Origin of the sequence: Flavimobilis marinus, from assembly GCF_900113055.1 — a bacterium.
Classification (GTDB): Bacteria; Actinomycetota; Actinomycetes; order Actinomycetales; family Cellulomonadaceae; genus Flavimobilis; species Flavimobilis marinus.
Genome location: NZ_FONZ01000001.1, coordinates 25,977 through 39,469 on the forward strand (window position 1 = coordinate 25,977; position 13,493 = coordinate 39,469).

The following is a 13,493-nucleotide window of genomic DNA, read 5'->3' on the forward strand; positions in this document are numbered from 1 at the left end:
GCGGCGGGTGGTCTTGACGCTACCGCGCCGCGTCAGGCTCGGGGACGCCGTGCTCGGGTGCCCCGTGCTCCACGTGGGTCGCCCGCATGGAGATGGCCGCGACGAGGCCGAGGAGCAGCACGCCGACGGCGACGAGCAGCGTCTCGGTGACGGCGCTCGCGAACCCGCCAGCCATCGCGGCCAGCTGGTCCGCGGGGATCTCCCCGCCCGCCCCGACGCCGGCCGCGGCCTCGCCGCCCAGGTGATGGCCGAGCCTCGAGGTGAGCACCGCGACGATCACAGCGGAGCCGATCACGCCGCCCATCTGCCGGGTCGTGTTGAACGCGCCCGCCCCGGCGCCCGCGGTGCGCTGGTCGAGGCCCGACGTCGCGAGGTTGGCCAGCGGGGAGAACACGAACCCGGTCCCGACGCCGAACAGCAGCACGGCCGGCAGGAACGTCCAGCGCGTGGCCTCGGGGTCGATCGCGAACGCCATCCAGGCGATCGAGGTCGACAGCGTCGCGAACCCGATGGTCGCGACCCACTTGCCGGGGATGCGGTCCGACAAGCGTCCGGCGAACGGCGCGAGGATGCCCGAGAGCAGCGACCCGGGCAGGTTCACCAGGGCGGCCTCGAGCGCGCTCATGCCGAGCACGGTCTGCAGGAAGATTGTGAACGGGAAGAAGATGCCGATCATCGCGAAGGACACGCTCGCGCCGGCGATGTTCGCGAGCGAGAAGTTGCGGAACGTGAACAGCGACAGCGGCAGCAGCGCGTTCGGCCCGAGCCTGCGCTGCCACACGAGGAACGCCGCGAGCAGCGCGATGCCGAGGCCGATCATGAGTGGGACGCTGATCGGTCCGGCGATCGTGCCCCAGTCGAACGTCGGCCCCTCCTGCACCCCGAAGACGAACGCGCCCAGGCCGAGGATCGACAGGACGACGCCGACGATGTCCAGGCGCCGCGACGTCGTCGGTAGCGACGGCAGGTGCCGGAGCGCCAGGTAGAGGGCGACGATGCCGACGGGGATGTTGACCCAGAAGATCCACTTCCAACCGGCCGAGGAGACGAGCACGCCACCCAGCACCGGCCCGGTGATCGTGGCGATGCCGGCGACCGAGCCCCACACCCCGAGTGCGGTCCCGCGCTGCCGGGCGGGGAAGACGCGCGTGATGATCGCCATCGTCTGCGGCGTCATGAGCGCCGCACCCACACCCTGGGCGGCGCGCGCGGCGACGAGCGACGGGATCGAGTCGGCCAGCCCGCACCACAGGGACGTCAGCGTGAAGACGACCAGACCGACGATGAACACGGCTCGGGCGCCGTAGCGGTCACCGAGTCGCCCGGTCAGCAGCAGCAACGACGCGTACGTCAGCAGGTAGGCGCTGTTCACCCAGCCCACGGCGACGTAGTCGGCCTGCAGCTCCTCGGCGAGCGTCGGCACCGCGATGTTCACGATCGTGGTGTCGACCATGATCATGAAGAAGCCGAGCGCGAGGGCAGGCATGACCACCCAGGGGCTCTTGCCGCCCAGGTCGACCAGGCCCCGTCCGGGAGGGCCGGCAGGGGTGCCAGCGGCAGGACCCGGGGCAGAACCGGCGGCGGGGGGACCGGCAGGCGGTCGTCGGGTGCTCACGAGGCATTCGACCACGCGCCGCCGACGCCCGCGCGGCGTCCGGCACGTGCCGTCCGTCACGTAAATGACGCGTCGTCACCACCCGCGGCCGCGTACCGTGGAGCCCATGTGGACCTGACGCGCCCCAGCCCCCTCCCCCTCGCGAACCGGCAGGTGACCCATGTCCGCACTCCTCAGCGCCACCGACGTCTCGAAGTCCTACGGCGACCGCACCGTCCTGACCGGACTCTCGCTCGCCGTCTCGCCCGGGCACCGGATCGGCGTCGTCGGCGAGAACGGCGTCGGCAAGTCCACATTCCTGCGTCTCCTCGCGGGGATCGAGGACGCCGACGCCGGCACGCTCGTGCGCCCGGACGACCTTGGCTACCTGCACCAGGAGCCGCCGTTCGCGCCCGAGGCGACCGTGGGCGACGCCCTCGAGGACGCGCTCGCGGGCGTCCGGGCGCTCGCGGCCGAGCTCGAGGCGGCCGCGGCGGGCCTCGGGGGTCCCGGCGACGCTCAGGATCCGGGGACAGCGCCCGACGACGCCGCGAGCCGCTATGCCCGGGCCCTCGCCCGGGCGGAGCTCGCCGAGGTGTGGCAGGCCGACGCCCGCGCCGCTCAGACGCTCGCAGGGCTCGGCCTGGCCGACGTCGCGCGGTCCCGCCTCGTCGCCGAGCTCTCGGGAGGCGAGCGGACACGCCTGGGCCTCGCGGCCCTGCTGATCCGCCAGCCGGGCGCGCTTGTCCTCGACGAGCCGACCAACCACCTCGACGACGACGCCGCCGACTTCCTCGCCGCCGCCCTGCAGCGGATCCCCGGGGCGGTCGTCCTCGCGAGCCACGACCGCGTGTTCCTCGAGCAGGTGGCCACGGCGATCTTCGACCTCGACCCGACGCCCGTGCACCTCGCCGCCGAGGTGGCCAGCGGCCCCGACGGCGCAGCGGCCGACGTAGCAGCACCGGGTTCGCGTGCCGCCCTCGCCCAGGAGGCCGAGGGCACGGGCCCGACGACGACCAGCGCCGCCGGCGGGACCCTCTACGGCGGGCGCTACTCCGACTATCTGAAGGCCAAGGCCAAGGAGCGTGCGCGCTGGCAGACCCAGTACGAGGCTGAGCAGGACGAGCTCGAGCAGCTGCGCGACGCCGTCGGCGGCACCGCCCGGAACATCAATCACGCCCGGGACCGCCGCGACAACAACAAGATGGGCTACGACAAGCGGGGCGACCGCGTCGAGCAGCAGGTCTCGCGCCGGGTGCGGAACGCGCGGCTGCGGCTCGAGCAGCTCGCGGCTCGCCAGGTCCCGGCCCCGCCCACGCCGCTCAGGTTTGCGCCGCCCGCGTCGGCCCGGGCTGCGGACGGTCGCGAGGGGCGCCTGGGTGAGCGCAAGCCCGACCGCAAGCGGGTGGTGCTGGCCGCCCGCGACGTCGTCGTCCCCGGGCGGCTCGACCTCGCGGCCGCGGGCGTGCGGGAGCTGCGGGTCACGGCTCGTGCGCGGCTCCTGATCACGGGGGCGAACGGCGCGGGCAAGTCGACGCTGCTGGGCGTGCTCGCGGGGGACCTCGAGCCGGCGTCGGGCACGGTGACGCGAGCGCCCGGGACCGACCTGGCGCTCCTCGAGCAGGACGTCTACCTGCCCGGGGAGCGGCGCACGCCGCGCCAGCTGCTCGCACTGATGGCGGGTCTGGACGCCGACTCCGACGCGGTCGACCCCGCGGGGCTCGTGCACGCGCGCGACCTCGACCGGCCCGTGGGGGAGCTGAGCGTCGGGCAGCGCCGGCGCGTCATCCTCGCGATGCTCGTGACGCACACCCCGGACGTGCTGCTGCTCGACGAGCCGACCAACCACATCTCGCTCACGCTCGCCGAGGAGCTCATGGCTGCGCTGCGGGACTGGCCGGGCGCCGTCGTCGTCGCGTCCCACGACCGGTGGCTGCGCAAGACCTGGACCGGGCAGACGGTGCACCTGGGGGAGCGGTCGTAGGCTGACCGGCAGACTGCTGAGCGCGCGCGAGCGGCCCTCGAGGCCTCCGGGATCGCCTTCACGATCACCGCCCACGGGCCGGTGCGCTCGCTCGAGGAGGCCGCCGCTGCCCGGGGCGTGACGCCGTCGGCGATCGTCAAGACCCTCGTGGTGCGCCGCGGTGACGACGACTACCTGCTCGTCCTGGTCCCCGGCGACCGGCAGATCTCCTGGCCCAAGCTGCGGGCGCTGCTCGGCGTCGCGCGCCTGTCGATGCCCGACGCCGCCGGGGCGCAGGCCGCGACCGGGTACGAGCGCGGCACGATCACGCCGTTCGGGTCGACGACGGCCTGGCCGGTGATCGCCGACGAGCGCGTCGCGGGCGTCGTCTCGATCGGCGCGGGCGCGCACGGCGTCGCCGCCACTCTGGACGCGGCTGACCTCGTCCGCGTGCTCGATGCGCGGGTCGCGGACGTCACCGAGGACCGCTGAGCCGACCCGCGTCTCACCCCAGCGCGCTGCGGTCGCACGGTCGCCGACGCGCGTGCATAGTCGTCGCATCCGGAGCGAGGAGCGGTGATGTCGAAGAACCCCCGCAGCATCATGCGGCGCAAGAGCGTCGAGCAGGCGCTGGCGACGAGCGAGGAGCAGGGCCGCAACCTGCGTCGCGAGCTGACGGCGTGGGACCTCGCGGTCCTCGGCGTCGCGGTGGCGATCGGCGCGGGCATCTTCTCCGTGGGGGCGACGGCCGCCGCGAACCACGCGGGACCCGGCGTGATCGTCTCGTTCCTCATCGCCTCGCTCGTGTGCGGCCTCGCCATCATGTGCTACGCCGAGTTCGCCTCGACGCTGCCGATCGCGGGCTCCGCCTACACCTTCTCTTACGCGACGATGGGCGAGTTCGTCGCGTGGATCATCGGCTGGGACCTCATCCTCGAGATGCTCCTCGCGGCCGCGGTGATCGCCAAGTTCTGGGGCGTGTACCTGTCCGACGCGTTCGGGCTGTTCGGCGTGGAGCTGCCGACGACGATCGCGCTCGGGCCGGTCGACCTCGACTGGGGTCCCGTGCTGATCGTCGCGGTCTTCACGGTCCTGCTGGTGCTGGGCACCAAGCTGAGCACCCGCGTGAACTCGGTTTTCACGCTCATCAAGGTCGGCATCACGCTGTTCGTGATCGTCGCCGGGTTCTTCTACGTCAAGGCCGAGAACTACAGCCCGTTCATCCCGCCCGCCGAGCCCGCGGAGAGCGCGTCCGGCCTGCACCAGCCGCTGTTCGCGTTCCTCACCGGCATGGAGCCGACCATGTACGGCGTCGTCGGGGTGCTCTCCGGCGCCGCCCTGGTGTTCTTTGCGTTCATCGGCTTCGACGTCGTGGCGACGACGGCCGAGGAGACGCGCGACCCGCAGCGCGCCATCCCCCGCGGGGTGCTGGGCGGCCTCGCGCTCGTGACCGTCCTGTACGTCCTGGTGACCGTGGTGGTGACGGGCATGGTGTCCTACACCGCGCTCGCCGCGTCCGACAGCCCGTCGCTGACCACCGCGTTCGTGCTGGTCGGGGCGGACTGGGCGGGGAAGGTCATCTCGCTCGGCATCCTGCTCGGCCTGACCAGCGTCATCATGGTCCTGCTGCTGGGGCTCACCCGGATCGTGTTCGCGATGGCCCGCGACGGCCTGCTGCCGCGCGCGCTGTCGAAGACCTCCCCGAAGTACGGCACGCCCGTGCGCCTGCAGATCGGTGCCGGCGTCGTCGTGGCGCTCATCGCCGGGTTCTCCAAGGTGGAGCTGCTCGAGGAGATGATCAACATCGGGACGCTGTCGGCGTTCGTGCTGGTCAGCTTCGGAATCCCGCTGCTGCGGCGCTCGCGCCCGGACCTCAAGCGCGGGTTCCGCGTGCCGTGGTCGCCGGCGCTGCCGATCATCTCGGGCGTCGCCTGCCTGTGGCTGATGACGAACCTCACCACGCTCACGTGGCTGCGGTTCGCCGCGTGGCTGGCGGCGGGCACCGTGATCTACGCCGTGTACTCCTACCGGCACAGCCGGTTGTCGCCGGGGGCGCGCTCCTAGCCCGATCGGGACGCGGCCGGAGGTCGGCGGTCCGAGGTCCGCTCAGCGTCGGCTCAGCGTCGGCTCAGCGGAAGACGCGCTTCTGGGTCTTCTCTGGTGCCGGCGGCGCGACGGGCTCGACGTTGCGGACGTCGATGTGCCTGCCACCCGCCCCTCCCTCGTTCACGAACTCGTCGACCTCGAAGTGCTTGGGGTGGGCCTTGATGAGGTCGCTGAGCTTCTTGAACCCGTAGAGCCGCGCGTCGAAGTCGGGGCGGAGCTTGGTGATGTTCTGGCCCACGGCACCCAGGCCGGTCCAGCCGTCGTCGTCGCCGATGTCGTCGATGATCTTCGCGATGAACTCGAGCGGGACCTCGGGACGCTGCGGGGGAGCAGGTGGCGCGGCCGCCTTGGCGGGCTTCTTGGCGGCGGCCGGGGCGCTCGTGCCGGGCGCGACGTCGTCGGAGGTCTCGATCGGTGCGGCCTCGACGACCGCGGCGGCTTTGGGCTCGCGGTGGGCGTCGTTGCGCAGGATCTCGGTGTAGATGAACTTGTCGCACGCGGAGACGAACGGCTTGGGCGTCTTGTGCTCGCCGAACCCGTAGACCGTCAGGCCCTCCTCGCGCAGGCGGACGGCGAGGCGCGTGAAGTCGCTGTCGCTCGACACGAGGCAGAACCCGTCGAAGCGACCCGTGTACAGCAGGTCCATCGCGTCGATGATCAGCGAGCTGTCCGTGGCGTTCTTGCCCTTGGTGTACGCGAACTGCTGCATCGGCTGGATCGAGTGGTCCAGCAGGACCTTCTTCCAGCCGCCGAGGTTGGACTGCGTCCAGTCGCCGTAGATGCGCTTGACGCTCGCGACGCCGTAGCGCGCGATCTCCTCGAACAGGCCCTCGACGATCGCCGCGGGCGCGTTGTCGGCGTCGATCAGCACCGCGAGCGTGGTCTGCTGCGTGCTGGACTGCGTGGACGGGCTGGGGCGCTTCGCTGCCATGGGTGGTGCCTCCGGTCGGGTCATGGCGACCCTATCGCTCACGTCCGACGACGACGCGCCGGTGTGCACAGATCGTCGCCCTGGCCAGGGAGGACGGCCGACGGCGTCGCCCTCCGGGCGGGGGTGCGCCGGAGTGTCAGTGCCGCGGGATAGCGTCGCGCCATGCGCATCCTGCACACCTCGGACTGGCACCTGGGCCGCACTCTGCACCAGGTGGACCTGATCGAGCACCAGGCTGCCTTCCTGGACCACCTGGTGGAGGTCGTGCGCGAGGAGCAGGTCGGCGCCGTTGTGGTCGCGGGCGACGTGTATGACCGCGCGATCCCGCCCGTCGAGGCCGTCCGGCTGCTCGGGGACGCGCTCGCGCGGCTGAGCGAGCTGACGCAGGTGGTGCTGACGCCCGGCAACCACGACTCCGCGACGCGCCTCGGCTTCGGCGCCGAGCTCATGCGGGACACGCTGCATGTGCGGGCGCGGGTGGCCGACGTCGGGCGGCCGGTCGAGCTGCACGGCGAGGACGGCGCGCTGCTCGTGTACGCGCTGCCCTACCTGGACCCCGATGACGCACGGCACCACCTCGCGGAGGACCCGGCGGAGCCGCTCGCCCGGTCGCACGAGGCCGTGCTGTCGGCGGCGATGCGGAGGATCTCGGCGGACCTCGCCCAGCGGCGTGCGGGCGGAGGGCCGCGGGTGCCCGCGGTCGTCGCCGCCCACGCGTTCGTCACGGGCGGGGAGGTCAGCGAGTCCGAGCGAGACATCCGCGTCGGCGGCGTCGACTCCGTGCCCTCCGGGGTGTTCCGTGGCGTCGACTACGTCGCGCTCGGGCACCTGCACGGGGCGCAGTCGGTGCCGATCGCCACGCTCGACGGAGCCGAGGGCTCGGGCGTGGGCCGAACCGTCGCCCGCTACTCGGGCTCCCCGCTCGCCTACTCGTTCTCGGAGATGAACCACACCAAGTCGACGGTGCTGCTCGACGTCGGGCCCGACGGCGTGCGCGGGGAGCCGCAGCTGATCCCGGCCCCGGTGCCGCGGCGCATGGGCGACGTCACGGGCACGCTCGAGGAGATCCTCGGTGCCGCAGGCGAGAAGCACGTGGACCGGTGGGTGCGGGTCACTGTCACGGATCCCGTGCGGCCCGCCGATCTGCACGCCCGGGTGCGCGCGCGGCTGCCGCACGCCCTGTCCATCACCTACGCTCCGCCGGCCCGCGAGGGCAGCGAGCGAGCAGGAGTCGTGACCGCGGCAGCGGACCCGCTCGAGGTGTGCGCGAGCTTCGTGGACCACGTGCGTGGCTCGGCGCCCTCGGCGGCGGAGCAGCGGGTGCTGCGCGACGTGCTCGAGCACGTCAACGCGGCGGAGCGGAGCGCCTGATGCAGCTGCACCACCTGACCCTCCACGGCATCGGGCCGTTCGCCGAGCAGTTCGACGTCGACTTCGGCGCGCTCGCCTCCGGCGGGCTGTTCCTGCTCGAGGGACCGACGGGCGCGGGCAAGTCCACCATCATCGACGCGATCGTGTTCGCCCTGTACGGCAAGGTCGCCTCCGCGGAGACCAGCGAGGACCGGCTCCGCTCCACGCACGTGGGTCCGGAGGTCGACTCGTTCGTCGACCTGGTGCTCGAGACCACGCACGGGGTGTTCCGGGTGCGGCGCTCGCCGGCGTACGACCGGCCCAAGCAGCGCGGCGCGGGCACCACGCGCCAGCAGACCAAGGTGCAGCTGTGGCGGCTCGCGTCGCCCCACGCCGTGAGCACCGGAGAGCTCATGTCGACCCGTGCGGACGAGGTCGGCGCCGAGATCACGCGCCTCGTCGGCCTGTCCCGCGAGCAGTTCGTGCAGACGATCGTGCTGCCCCAGGGCGAGTTCGCGAGCTTCCTGCGCGCTAAGCCCGAGGACCGCCGCGGGCTGCTGCAGAAGGTGTTCGGCACCGAGATCTACCAGCAGATCGAGACCGAGCTCGCGGCCCGGCGCGCCGAGGCGCGGCGCGCGGTCGAGGCCGCCCAGACCGCGATCGCGAGCGCGGTCGCAGGGTTCATCGGGGCCGCTGGGGTCGGGGAGGACGAGGACGGGCCGGACGATGCAGCGCCGGGCGAGGTCGAACCGGACGAGGCGGAGTCTGACGAGTCCGCCGTCGACGACGCCGACGAGGCGCCCGACGCGCCTGCGGACGCAGAGCCGCGCGTGGACGAGGCCGAGCGCCTCCGTGCCCTCGTCTCAGGCGACAGCTCCGAGCTGCTTGCGGCGGTCGACGCTCGGGTCGCCCAGCTCGAGCGGACCGTCGAGCTCGCACGCGCCGACGCCGACGCCGCGGCGGCCGCCCGCGCCGCGGCTCGCACCGCCTGCGAGGCTGCGCAGACCCTGCGGCAGTGCCTTGAGCGCCGTGATGCGCTGCGGGAGCGCGAGGCCAGCCTCGCCTCGGCATCCGAGGTGCACGCCGAGGCCGTGCGACGCCTCGATGCGGCACGCCGAGCCGCCGCGGTCACTCCCCGGCTCGTCGCGCTCGACCGCGCCGTGGAGAGCGCCGCGGATGCGGAGGAAGAGCTCCTCGATGCCGTCGGTGCACTGCGCGAGCGGGACGCCGAGCTGTCGGAGCTCGTGCTCGGCGGCGGCGCCGCACCCGACGATGCCGCTGCGACCGGCACGGAGGCGGCCAGCGACGAGGCACTCGCCGTGGCTCCGACTGCCGTCGCTACCGCCTCCCTCGCCGTCGACGTCCGCGTGCTCGCCCAGCACACGGCCACCCGCCGTGACTCGGCAGCCGATCTCCGTGCCCTCGCGGCCGTCGAGGCGACGCTCGGTCCACGCCATCAAGCGATCACCACGGCAGAGCAGACGATCACCGCGCGTGACACCGAGCGCGCTTCCCGCGCGGCCGCCCTCGCCGAGCGCCCCGCCGCACGCGCGGCGCTCGAGGCCCAGCACCGCGCGGCAGCCGACCTCGGGGCGACCGTCGAGAGCTGCGCCGAGAAGGTCACCACCGCCACCGCGGTCCTGACCGCCGCGCGCGAGGTCGCCGGAGCGCAGGAAGCACTCGTGGGTGCCGCGCGCAGCCGGGACCAGGCGCGCGCCGCCGCCAAGGCCGCCGTCGACCGCGAGCAGCGGCTGCGGCAGGCGCGCATCGACGGCATCGCCGGCGAGCTCGCCGCTCAGCTCACCGACGGCGCACCCTGCCCGGTGTGCGGAGGTACCGAGCACCCCGCCCCCGCAGCGGTCGACGAGGACCACACCAGCCCGGAGGCCGTGCAGCAGGCCGAGGCCGCGCGCGAGGCCGCCGAGCGGGCGCTCGAGGTCGCCGTCGGCGCTCATCACCGCGCGGAGACCGCCCTCGAGAAGGCGCGTCAGGCCTCCGGCGGCCTCTCGGTCGACGAAGCCCAGGACGTGCTCGCCGCAGCCGAGGCCGGCCACGCGGCGGCGACCGCCGCCCGCGCCGAGGCTCAGCAGCTCCTCGCCGCCCTTGCCGACCACGACCGCGCCACCGCAGCCCTCAGCGAGCAGGTCGCCGCCGACGACGCCTGGCTCGCCGCCGAGCGCGCGCGCCTCGCCGAGCAGCGCGAGACCCTCGATGCCGACGCAGCCCGCGTCCACGCCGGCCGCGGCGACCACCCGTCCGTGGCCGACATGCTCCGCGAGCTCGAAGGTGACCTGACCGCGCTCGAGGCCCTCGACGCCGCATGGCACGAGCACCGCCGCGCGGCCGTGGCGGTCGCGACCGCCACGGCCGACGTCCAGGAAGCCCTCACCGCCGAGGGCTTCCACACCGCCGACGACGCCAGCGCCGCCGCGCTGCCCAAGCAGACGCTCACCCAGCTCGACCGCCTGATCCTCGACCACGAGAGCGAGCGCGCCGCCGTGCGCGCCGGGCTCGCCGACCCCCGCGTCGCGCAGCTCGACGAGACGCTCACCCTCGCCGCCGCCAGCGACGGCTGCGACGAGGCGCGTCGCGCCCAGAGCGACGCCGACGCCCGCGCCGACGTCGCCCACGGCCGCTCCGCCGGAGCAGCAGACCGACTCGCAGCCGCGCAGCGTGCCGCCGCCCAGGTGCACACAGCGGTCCAGGCGTCCGCGCGCCGCCGTGACGAGCTGCTCCCCGTCATCCGGATGGCCGACCTCGCGACCGCCACCCAGGACAACTCGCTCGCGCTCACGCTCGGCACCTACGTCCTCACTCGGCGCTTCGAAGAGGTCGTCGCGGCCGCGAACGACCGGCTGCAGACCATGTCGATGGGCCGCTACGAGCTCGTCCGCAGCACCGAGAAGGAAGGCAAGGGCGGCCGCAAGCTCGGGCTCGCCCTGCGCGTCCTCGACCACCGCGTCGGCACCGAGCGCGACCCCAAGACCCTGTCCGGCGGCGAGACCTTCTACGCGTCGCTGTGCCTCGCGCTGGGCCTCGCCGACGTCGTCACCGCCGAGGCCGGCGGCGTCGACCTGGGGACCCTCTTCGTCGACGAGGGCTTCGGCTCGCTCGACCCGGAGACGCTCGAGCTCGTCCTCGCCGAGCTCAGCAAGCTCCGCGCCGGCGGTCGCACCGTCGGCGTCGTCTCCCACGTCGAGAGCATGAAGTCGGCCATCAGCGACCGCATCTCCGTGCGCCGCAAGGCCGACGGCACCAGCACGCTCACCGTTCTCGCCGGCGTTGGCTGAGTCGGGACCTCACCCGACCCGGCACCCGTCGAGCTCCCGCTCGAGCGCCCGGCGCTCCTCGCCAGTGACGGACAGCCCGTACTCCGCCTTCACCGTCACCTGGATCACGGCGTACTGGCAGCGGAACTCCCGCGCCGGCGGCAGCCACTCGGCCGCGGTGGCCGCGCCCTTGTCCTGGTTCGCCGCCCCGTCCACCGCTAGCAGGTTGCGCGCGTCGTTCGCGAACTCCTGCCGGCGCGTCAGGTCCCACGCATGCGCGCCCGAGCGCCACGCGTCCGCCAGCGCGACCACGTGATCCACCTGCACGCGGCCGCTGGTGTCCGCACCCCGCACGAACTCGATCGTCTCCCCCGTGTACCGGTCCACGAGCACCCCCGACAGCACGACGCAGTCCCGCGTCCCCGGCTTGAACGCGACCGCCGTCAGGTCCAGGGCGAGCACGTCGTTCCGGGTGTCGCACCCGTTCCGGTCCACGTCGGCCCAGGCCTGCCCGAACTCGTCGCGGTCGTAGTCCGGCACCGCCGGCTCGTCCACGACGGCTAGGGAAGCGACAGCGTCCCGTGCCTCCGCGAGGACCTCGGCCGTCACCGGATACGTGCGCCCGGACCCGCGCCAGGGCTCGCTCGCCCACCAGGCGAACACCAGGAGCATGACGGCGCCCACCAGCACCGCCACCCGTCGCCACCGCACCGCACCACCATGCCCCCTCCAGCGGACGCCGCCTGCACCATCCACAACCCGCCCCCTCCACACCCCGCCCCCTCCCGTGAGTGCACGCTCTTGGCGGTGTTCCGGACTCAAAACACCGCCAAAACTCCGCACTCAGCGAGGGGGGTGGGGGAGGGGGTGAGGGGCTACGCCGAGTCGCGCCAGACCAGGGGGGTGTCGAGGAGGATGCCGTCCCGGGCGCACCCCGGGCACCGGCAGGGCCCGGCGCAGCGCCGTGCGGTGCAGCGGTCGACGTGACCACCCCACCGCCGCCGGGTTCAGCGTGCCGTCCGGACGGCACAGGTCCACGGGCTCGGTGAGCTCTCGCTCGGTGGGGCGGGACGCCGTCGTCATGGGTGCTCCTGCGTCACTGCGCCGAGGTCGGGCGGGGATAATGGCCAGCATGCCCGACGCTCTGCCCTCGTCCTTGCCCACGCGCCGTCAGCGCCGACGCTGGCGGCGCTACCTCGCCGACGAGCACGCCGAGGCTGCCGTCTACCGCGACCTGGCCACGCGCCGCACGGGGGAGGAGCGGGAGATCCTGCTCGCCCTCGCCGACGCCGAGGGCCGTCACGCCGCCCACTGGGAGACCCTGCTGGGTCCGGACGCGCGCCCTGCCCGCCGCGACCCGCGCACGAGCGTCCTGGGCTGGTTCGCCCGCAGGTTCGGCTCGGTGTTCACGCTCGCGCTGATCCAGCGCGCCGAGTCCCGCAGCGACTACGAGGCCGACGCCGACGCCACGCGGGCCATGGCCGCCGACGAGCGCATCCACGAGGAGGTCGTCCGCTCCTTGGCCTCCCGCGGGCGGCAGCAGATCTCGGGGAACTTCCGGGCCGCCGTCTTCGGGGCCAACGACGGGCTCGTGTCCAACCTCGCGCTCATCCTCGGCGTCGGCGCGACCGGGGTGTCGTCTGCGGTCGTGCTCGTCACCGGGATCGCCGGCCTGCTGGCTGGGGCGCTGTCGATGGGCGCGGGCGAGTACGTCTCGGTGCGGTCCCAGCGCGAGCTCGCCGACGCCTCGACGCCGTCGCCGCACGCCCGCGCCGCCCTGCCGCACCTCGACGTCGACGCCAACGAGCTGTCGCTGGTCTACCGGGCCCGCGGCATGGACCCGGAGGCCGCGCAGGCCAAGGCGCGGGCCGCGCTCGCGGACGTCGCCGACGGCGAGCACGCGCACCTCACGGAGGCACCGGCCGGGGACGGCCACGACCTCCTGGGCACCGCGTGGGGCGCGGCGGGCGCCAGCTTCTGCTTCTTCGCCACGGGCGCGTTCATCCCGATCCTGCCGTACCTGCTCGGCCTGTCGAGCGGCGTGGCGTTCGTGCTCGCCGTGGCGCTCGTGGGGATCGCGCTGCTCGCGACCGGCGCGACCGTGGGCATCCTGTCCGGGGCCTCGCCGCTGCGCCGGGCGCTGCGCCAGGTCGCGATCGGGTACGGCGCCGCGGGCGTCACCTACCTCGTGGGGCTGCTGTTCGGCACGAGCGTCGCGTGACCTGACCCGACCGCCCCCGGACGGTCTCGCGGCACCTCGTCCTGCGCCGTCGTCGTCCC

The 13,493-nt window shown here is 73.7% G+C and carries 9 protein-coding genes; 6 read left to right on the forward strand and 3 right to left on the reverse strand.

What is annotated here, in order from left to right; translation table 11 throughout:
* Positions 1-19 precede the first annotated feature (19 nt).
* Positions 20-1,615 carry a DHA2 family efflux MFS transporter permease subunit gene (locus BMZ30_RS00120; protein WP_308430756.1) on the reverse strand — a complete coding sequence of 532 codons (1,596 nt, stop codon included), beginning with the start codon at positions 1,613-1,615 and terminating at the stop codon, positions 20-22.
* A 160-nt stretch (positions 1,616-1,775) separates the two neighbouring features.
* On the opposite strand from BMZ30_RS00120, the gene BMZ30_RS00125 reads away from it, so the two are divergent.
* The 3 genes from BMZ30_RS00125 (at position 1,776) to BMZ30_RS00135 (ending at position 5,621) form a co-directional block, all read left to right on the forward strand.
* Positions 1,776-3,578 carry an ABC-F family ATP-binding cassette domain-containing protein gene (locus tag BMZ30_RS00125; RefSeq protein ID WP_093374103.1) on the forward strand — a complete coding sequence of 601 codons (1,803 nt, stop codon included), beginning with the start codon at positions 1,776-1,778 and terminating at the stop codon, positions 3,576-3,578.
* 51 nt (positions 3,579-3,629) lie between these two features.
* Positions 3,630-4,049 carry an aminoacyl-tRNA deacylase gene (locus BMZ30_RS00130; RefSeq protein ID WP_093374104.1) on the forward strand — a complete coding sequence of 140 codons (420 nt, stop codon included), beginning with the start codon at positions 3,630-3,632 and terminating at the stop codon, positions 4,047-4,049.
* A gap of 87 nt (positions 4,050-4,136) precedes the next feature.
* Entirely contained in the window at positions 4,137-5,621 is a 1,485-nt protein-coding gene (locus BMZ30_RS00135) for an amino acid permease (protein WP_093374105.1), read from the forward strand.
* 64 nt (positions 5,622-5,685) lie between these two features.
* Here the strand turns inward: BMZ30_RS00135 and BMZ30_RS00140 are convergent, their stop codons facing one another.
* Positions 5,686-6,594 (reverse strand): NYN domain-containing protein, encoded by a 909-nt coding sequence (locus tag BMZ30_RS00140; protein ID WP_093374106.1) that lies wholly within the window; start codon positions 6,592-6,594, stop codon positions 5,686-5,688.
* Between the two features lie 162 nt (positions 6,595-6,756).
* Between BMZ30_RS00140 and BMZ30_RS00145 the strand changes: the two genes are divergently transcribed.
* Together BMZ30_RS00145 and BMZ30_RS00150 are read left to right on the forward strand one after the other, a co-directional pair.
* Complete coding sequence (locus tag BMZ30_RS00145; RefSeq protein WP_093374107.1) at positions 6,757-7,965, forward strand: exonuclease SbcCD subunit D; 1,209 nt, start codon at positions 6,757-6,759, stop codon at positions 7,963-7,965.
* Positions 7,965-11,234 (forward strand): AAA family ATPase, encoded by a 3,270-nt coding sequence (locus tag BMZ30_RS00150; RefSeq protein WP_093374108.1) that lies wholly within the window; start codon positions 7,965-7,967, stop codon positions 11,232-11,234. Before BMZ30_RS00145 ends, BMZ30_RS00150 begins: the two co-directional genes overlap by 1 nt.
* A 9-nt stretch (positions 11,235-11,243) precedes the next feature.
* Here BMZ30_RS00150 and BMZ30_RS00155 read toward each other — a convergent pair whose 3' ends face one another.
* Entirely contained in the window at positions 11,244-11,924 is a 681-nt protein-coding gene (locus tag BMZ30_RS00155) for an HNH endonuclease family protein (protein ID WP_229828378.1), read from the reverse strand.
* A gap of 412 nt (positions 11,925-12,336) precedes the next feature.
* Here BMZ30_RS00155 and BMZ30_RS00165 point away from each other — a divergent pair, with 412 nt between their 5' ends.
* Positions 12,337-13,434 carry a VIT1/CCC1 transporter family protein gene (locus BMZ30_RS00165; RefSeq protein WP_093374110.1) on the forward strand — a complete coding sequence of 366 codons (1,098 nt, stop codon included), beginning with the start codon at positions 12,337-12,339 and terminating at the stop codon, positions 13,432-13,434.
* Positions 13,435-13,493: the final 59 nt, after the last annotated feature.

What these genes read in the sequence shown, in the direction of transcription:
- BMZ30_RS00125 (WP_093374103.1), top strand. Translation starts at nt 1,776, where the DNA reads ATGTCCGCACTCCTCAGCGCCACCGACGTCTCGAAGTCCTACGGCGAC.
- BMZ30_RS00135 (WP_093374105.1), top strand. Translation starts at nt 4,137, where the DNA reads ATGTCGAAGAACCCCCGCAGCATCATGCGGCGCAAGAGCGTCGAGCAG.
- BMZ30_RS00140 (WP_093374106.1), bottom strand. Translation starts at nt 6,594, where the DNA reads ATGGCAGCGAAGCGCCCCAGCCCGTCCACGCAGTCCAGCACGCAGCAG.
- BMZ30_RS00145 (WP_093374107.1), top strand. Translation starts at nt 6,757, where the DNA reads ATGCGCATCCTGCACACCTCGGACTGGCACCTGGGCCGCACTCTGCAC.
- BMZ30_RS00150 (WP_093374108.1), top strand. Translation starts at nt 7,965, where the DNA reads ATGCAGCTGCACCACCTGACCCTCCACGGCATCGGGCCGTTCGCCGAG.
- BMZ30_RS00165 (WP_093374110.1), top strand. Translation starts at nt 12,337, where the DNA reads ATGGCCAGCATGCCCGACGCTCTGCCCTCGTCCTTGCCCACGCGCCGT.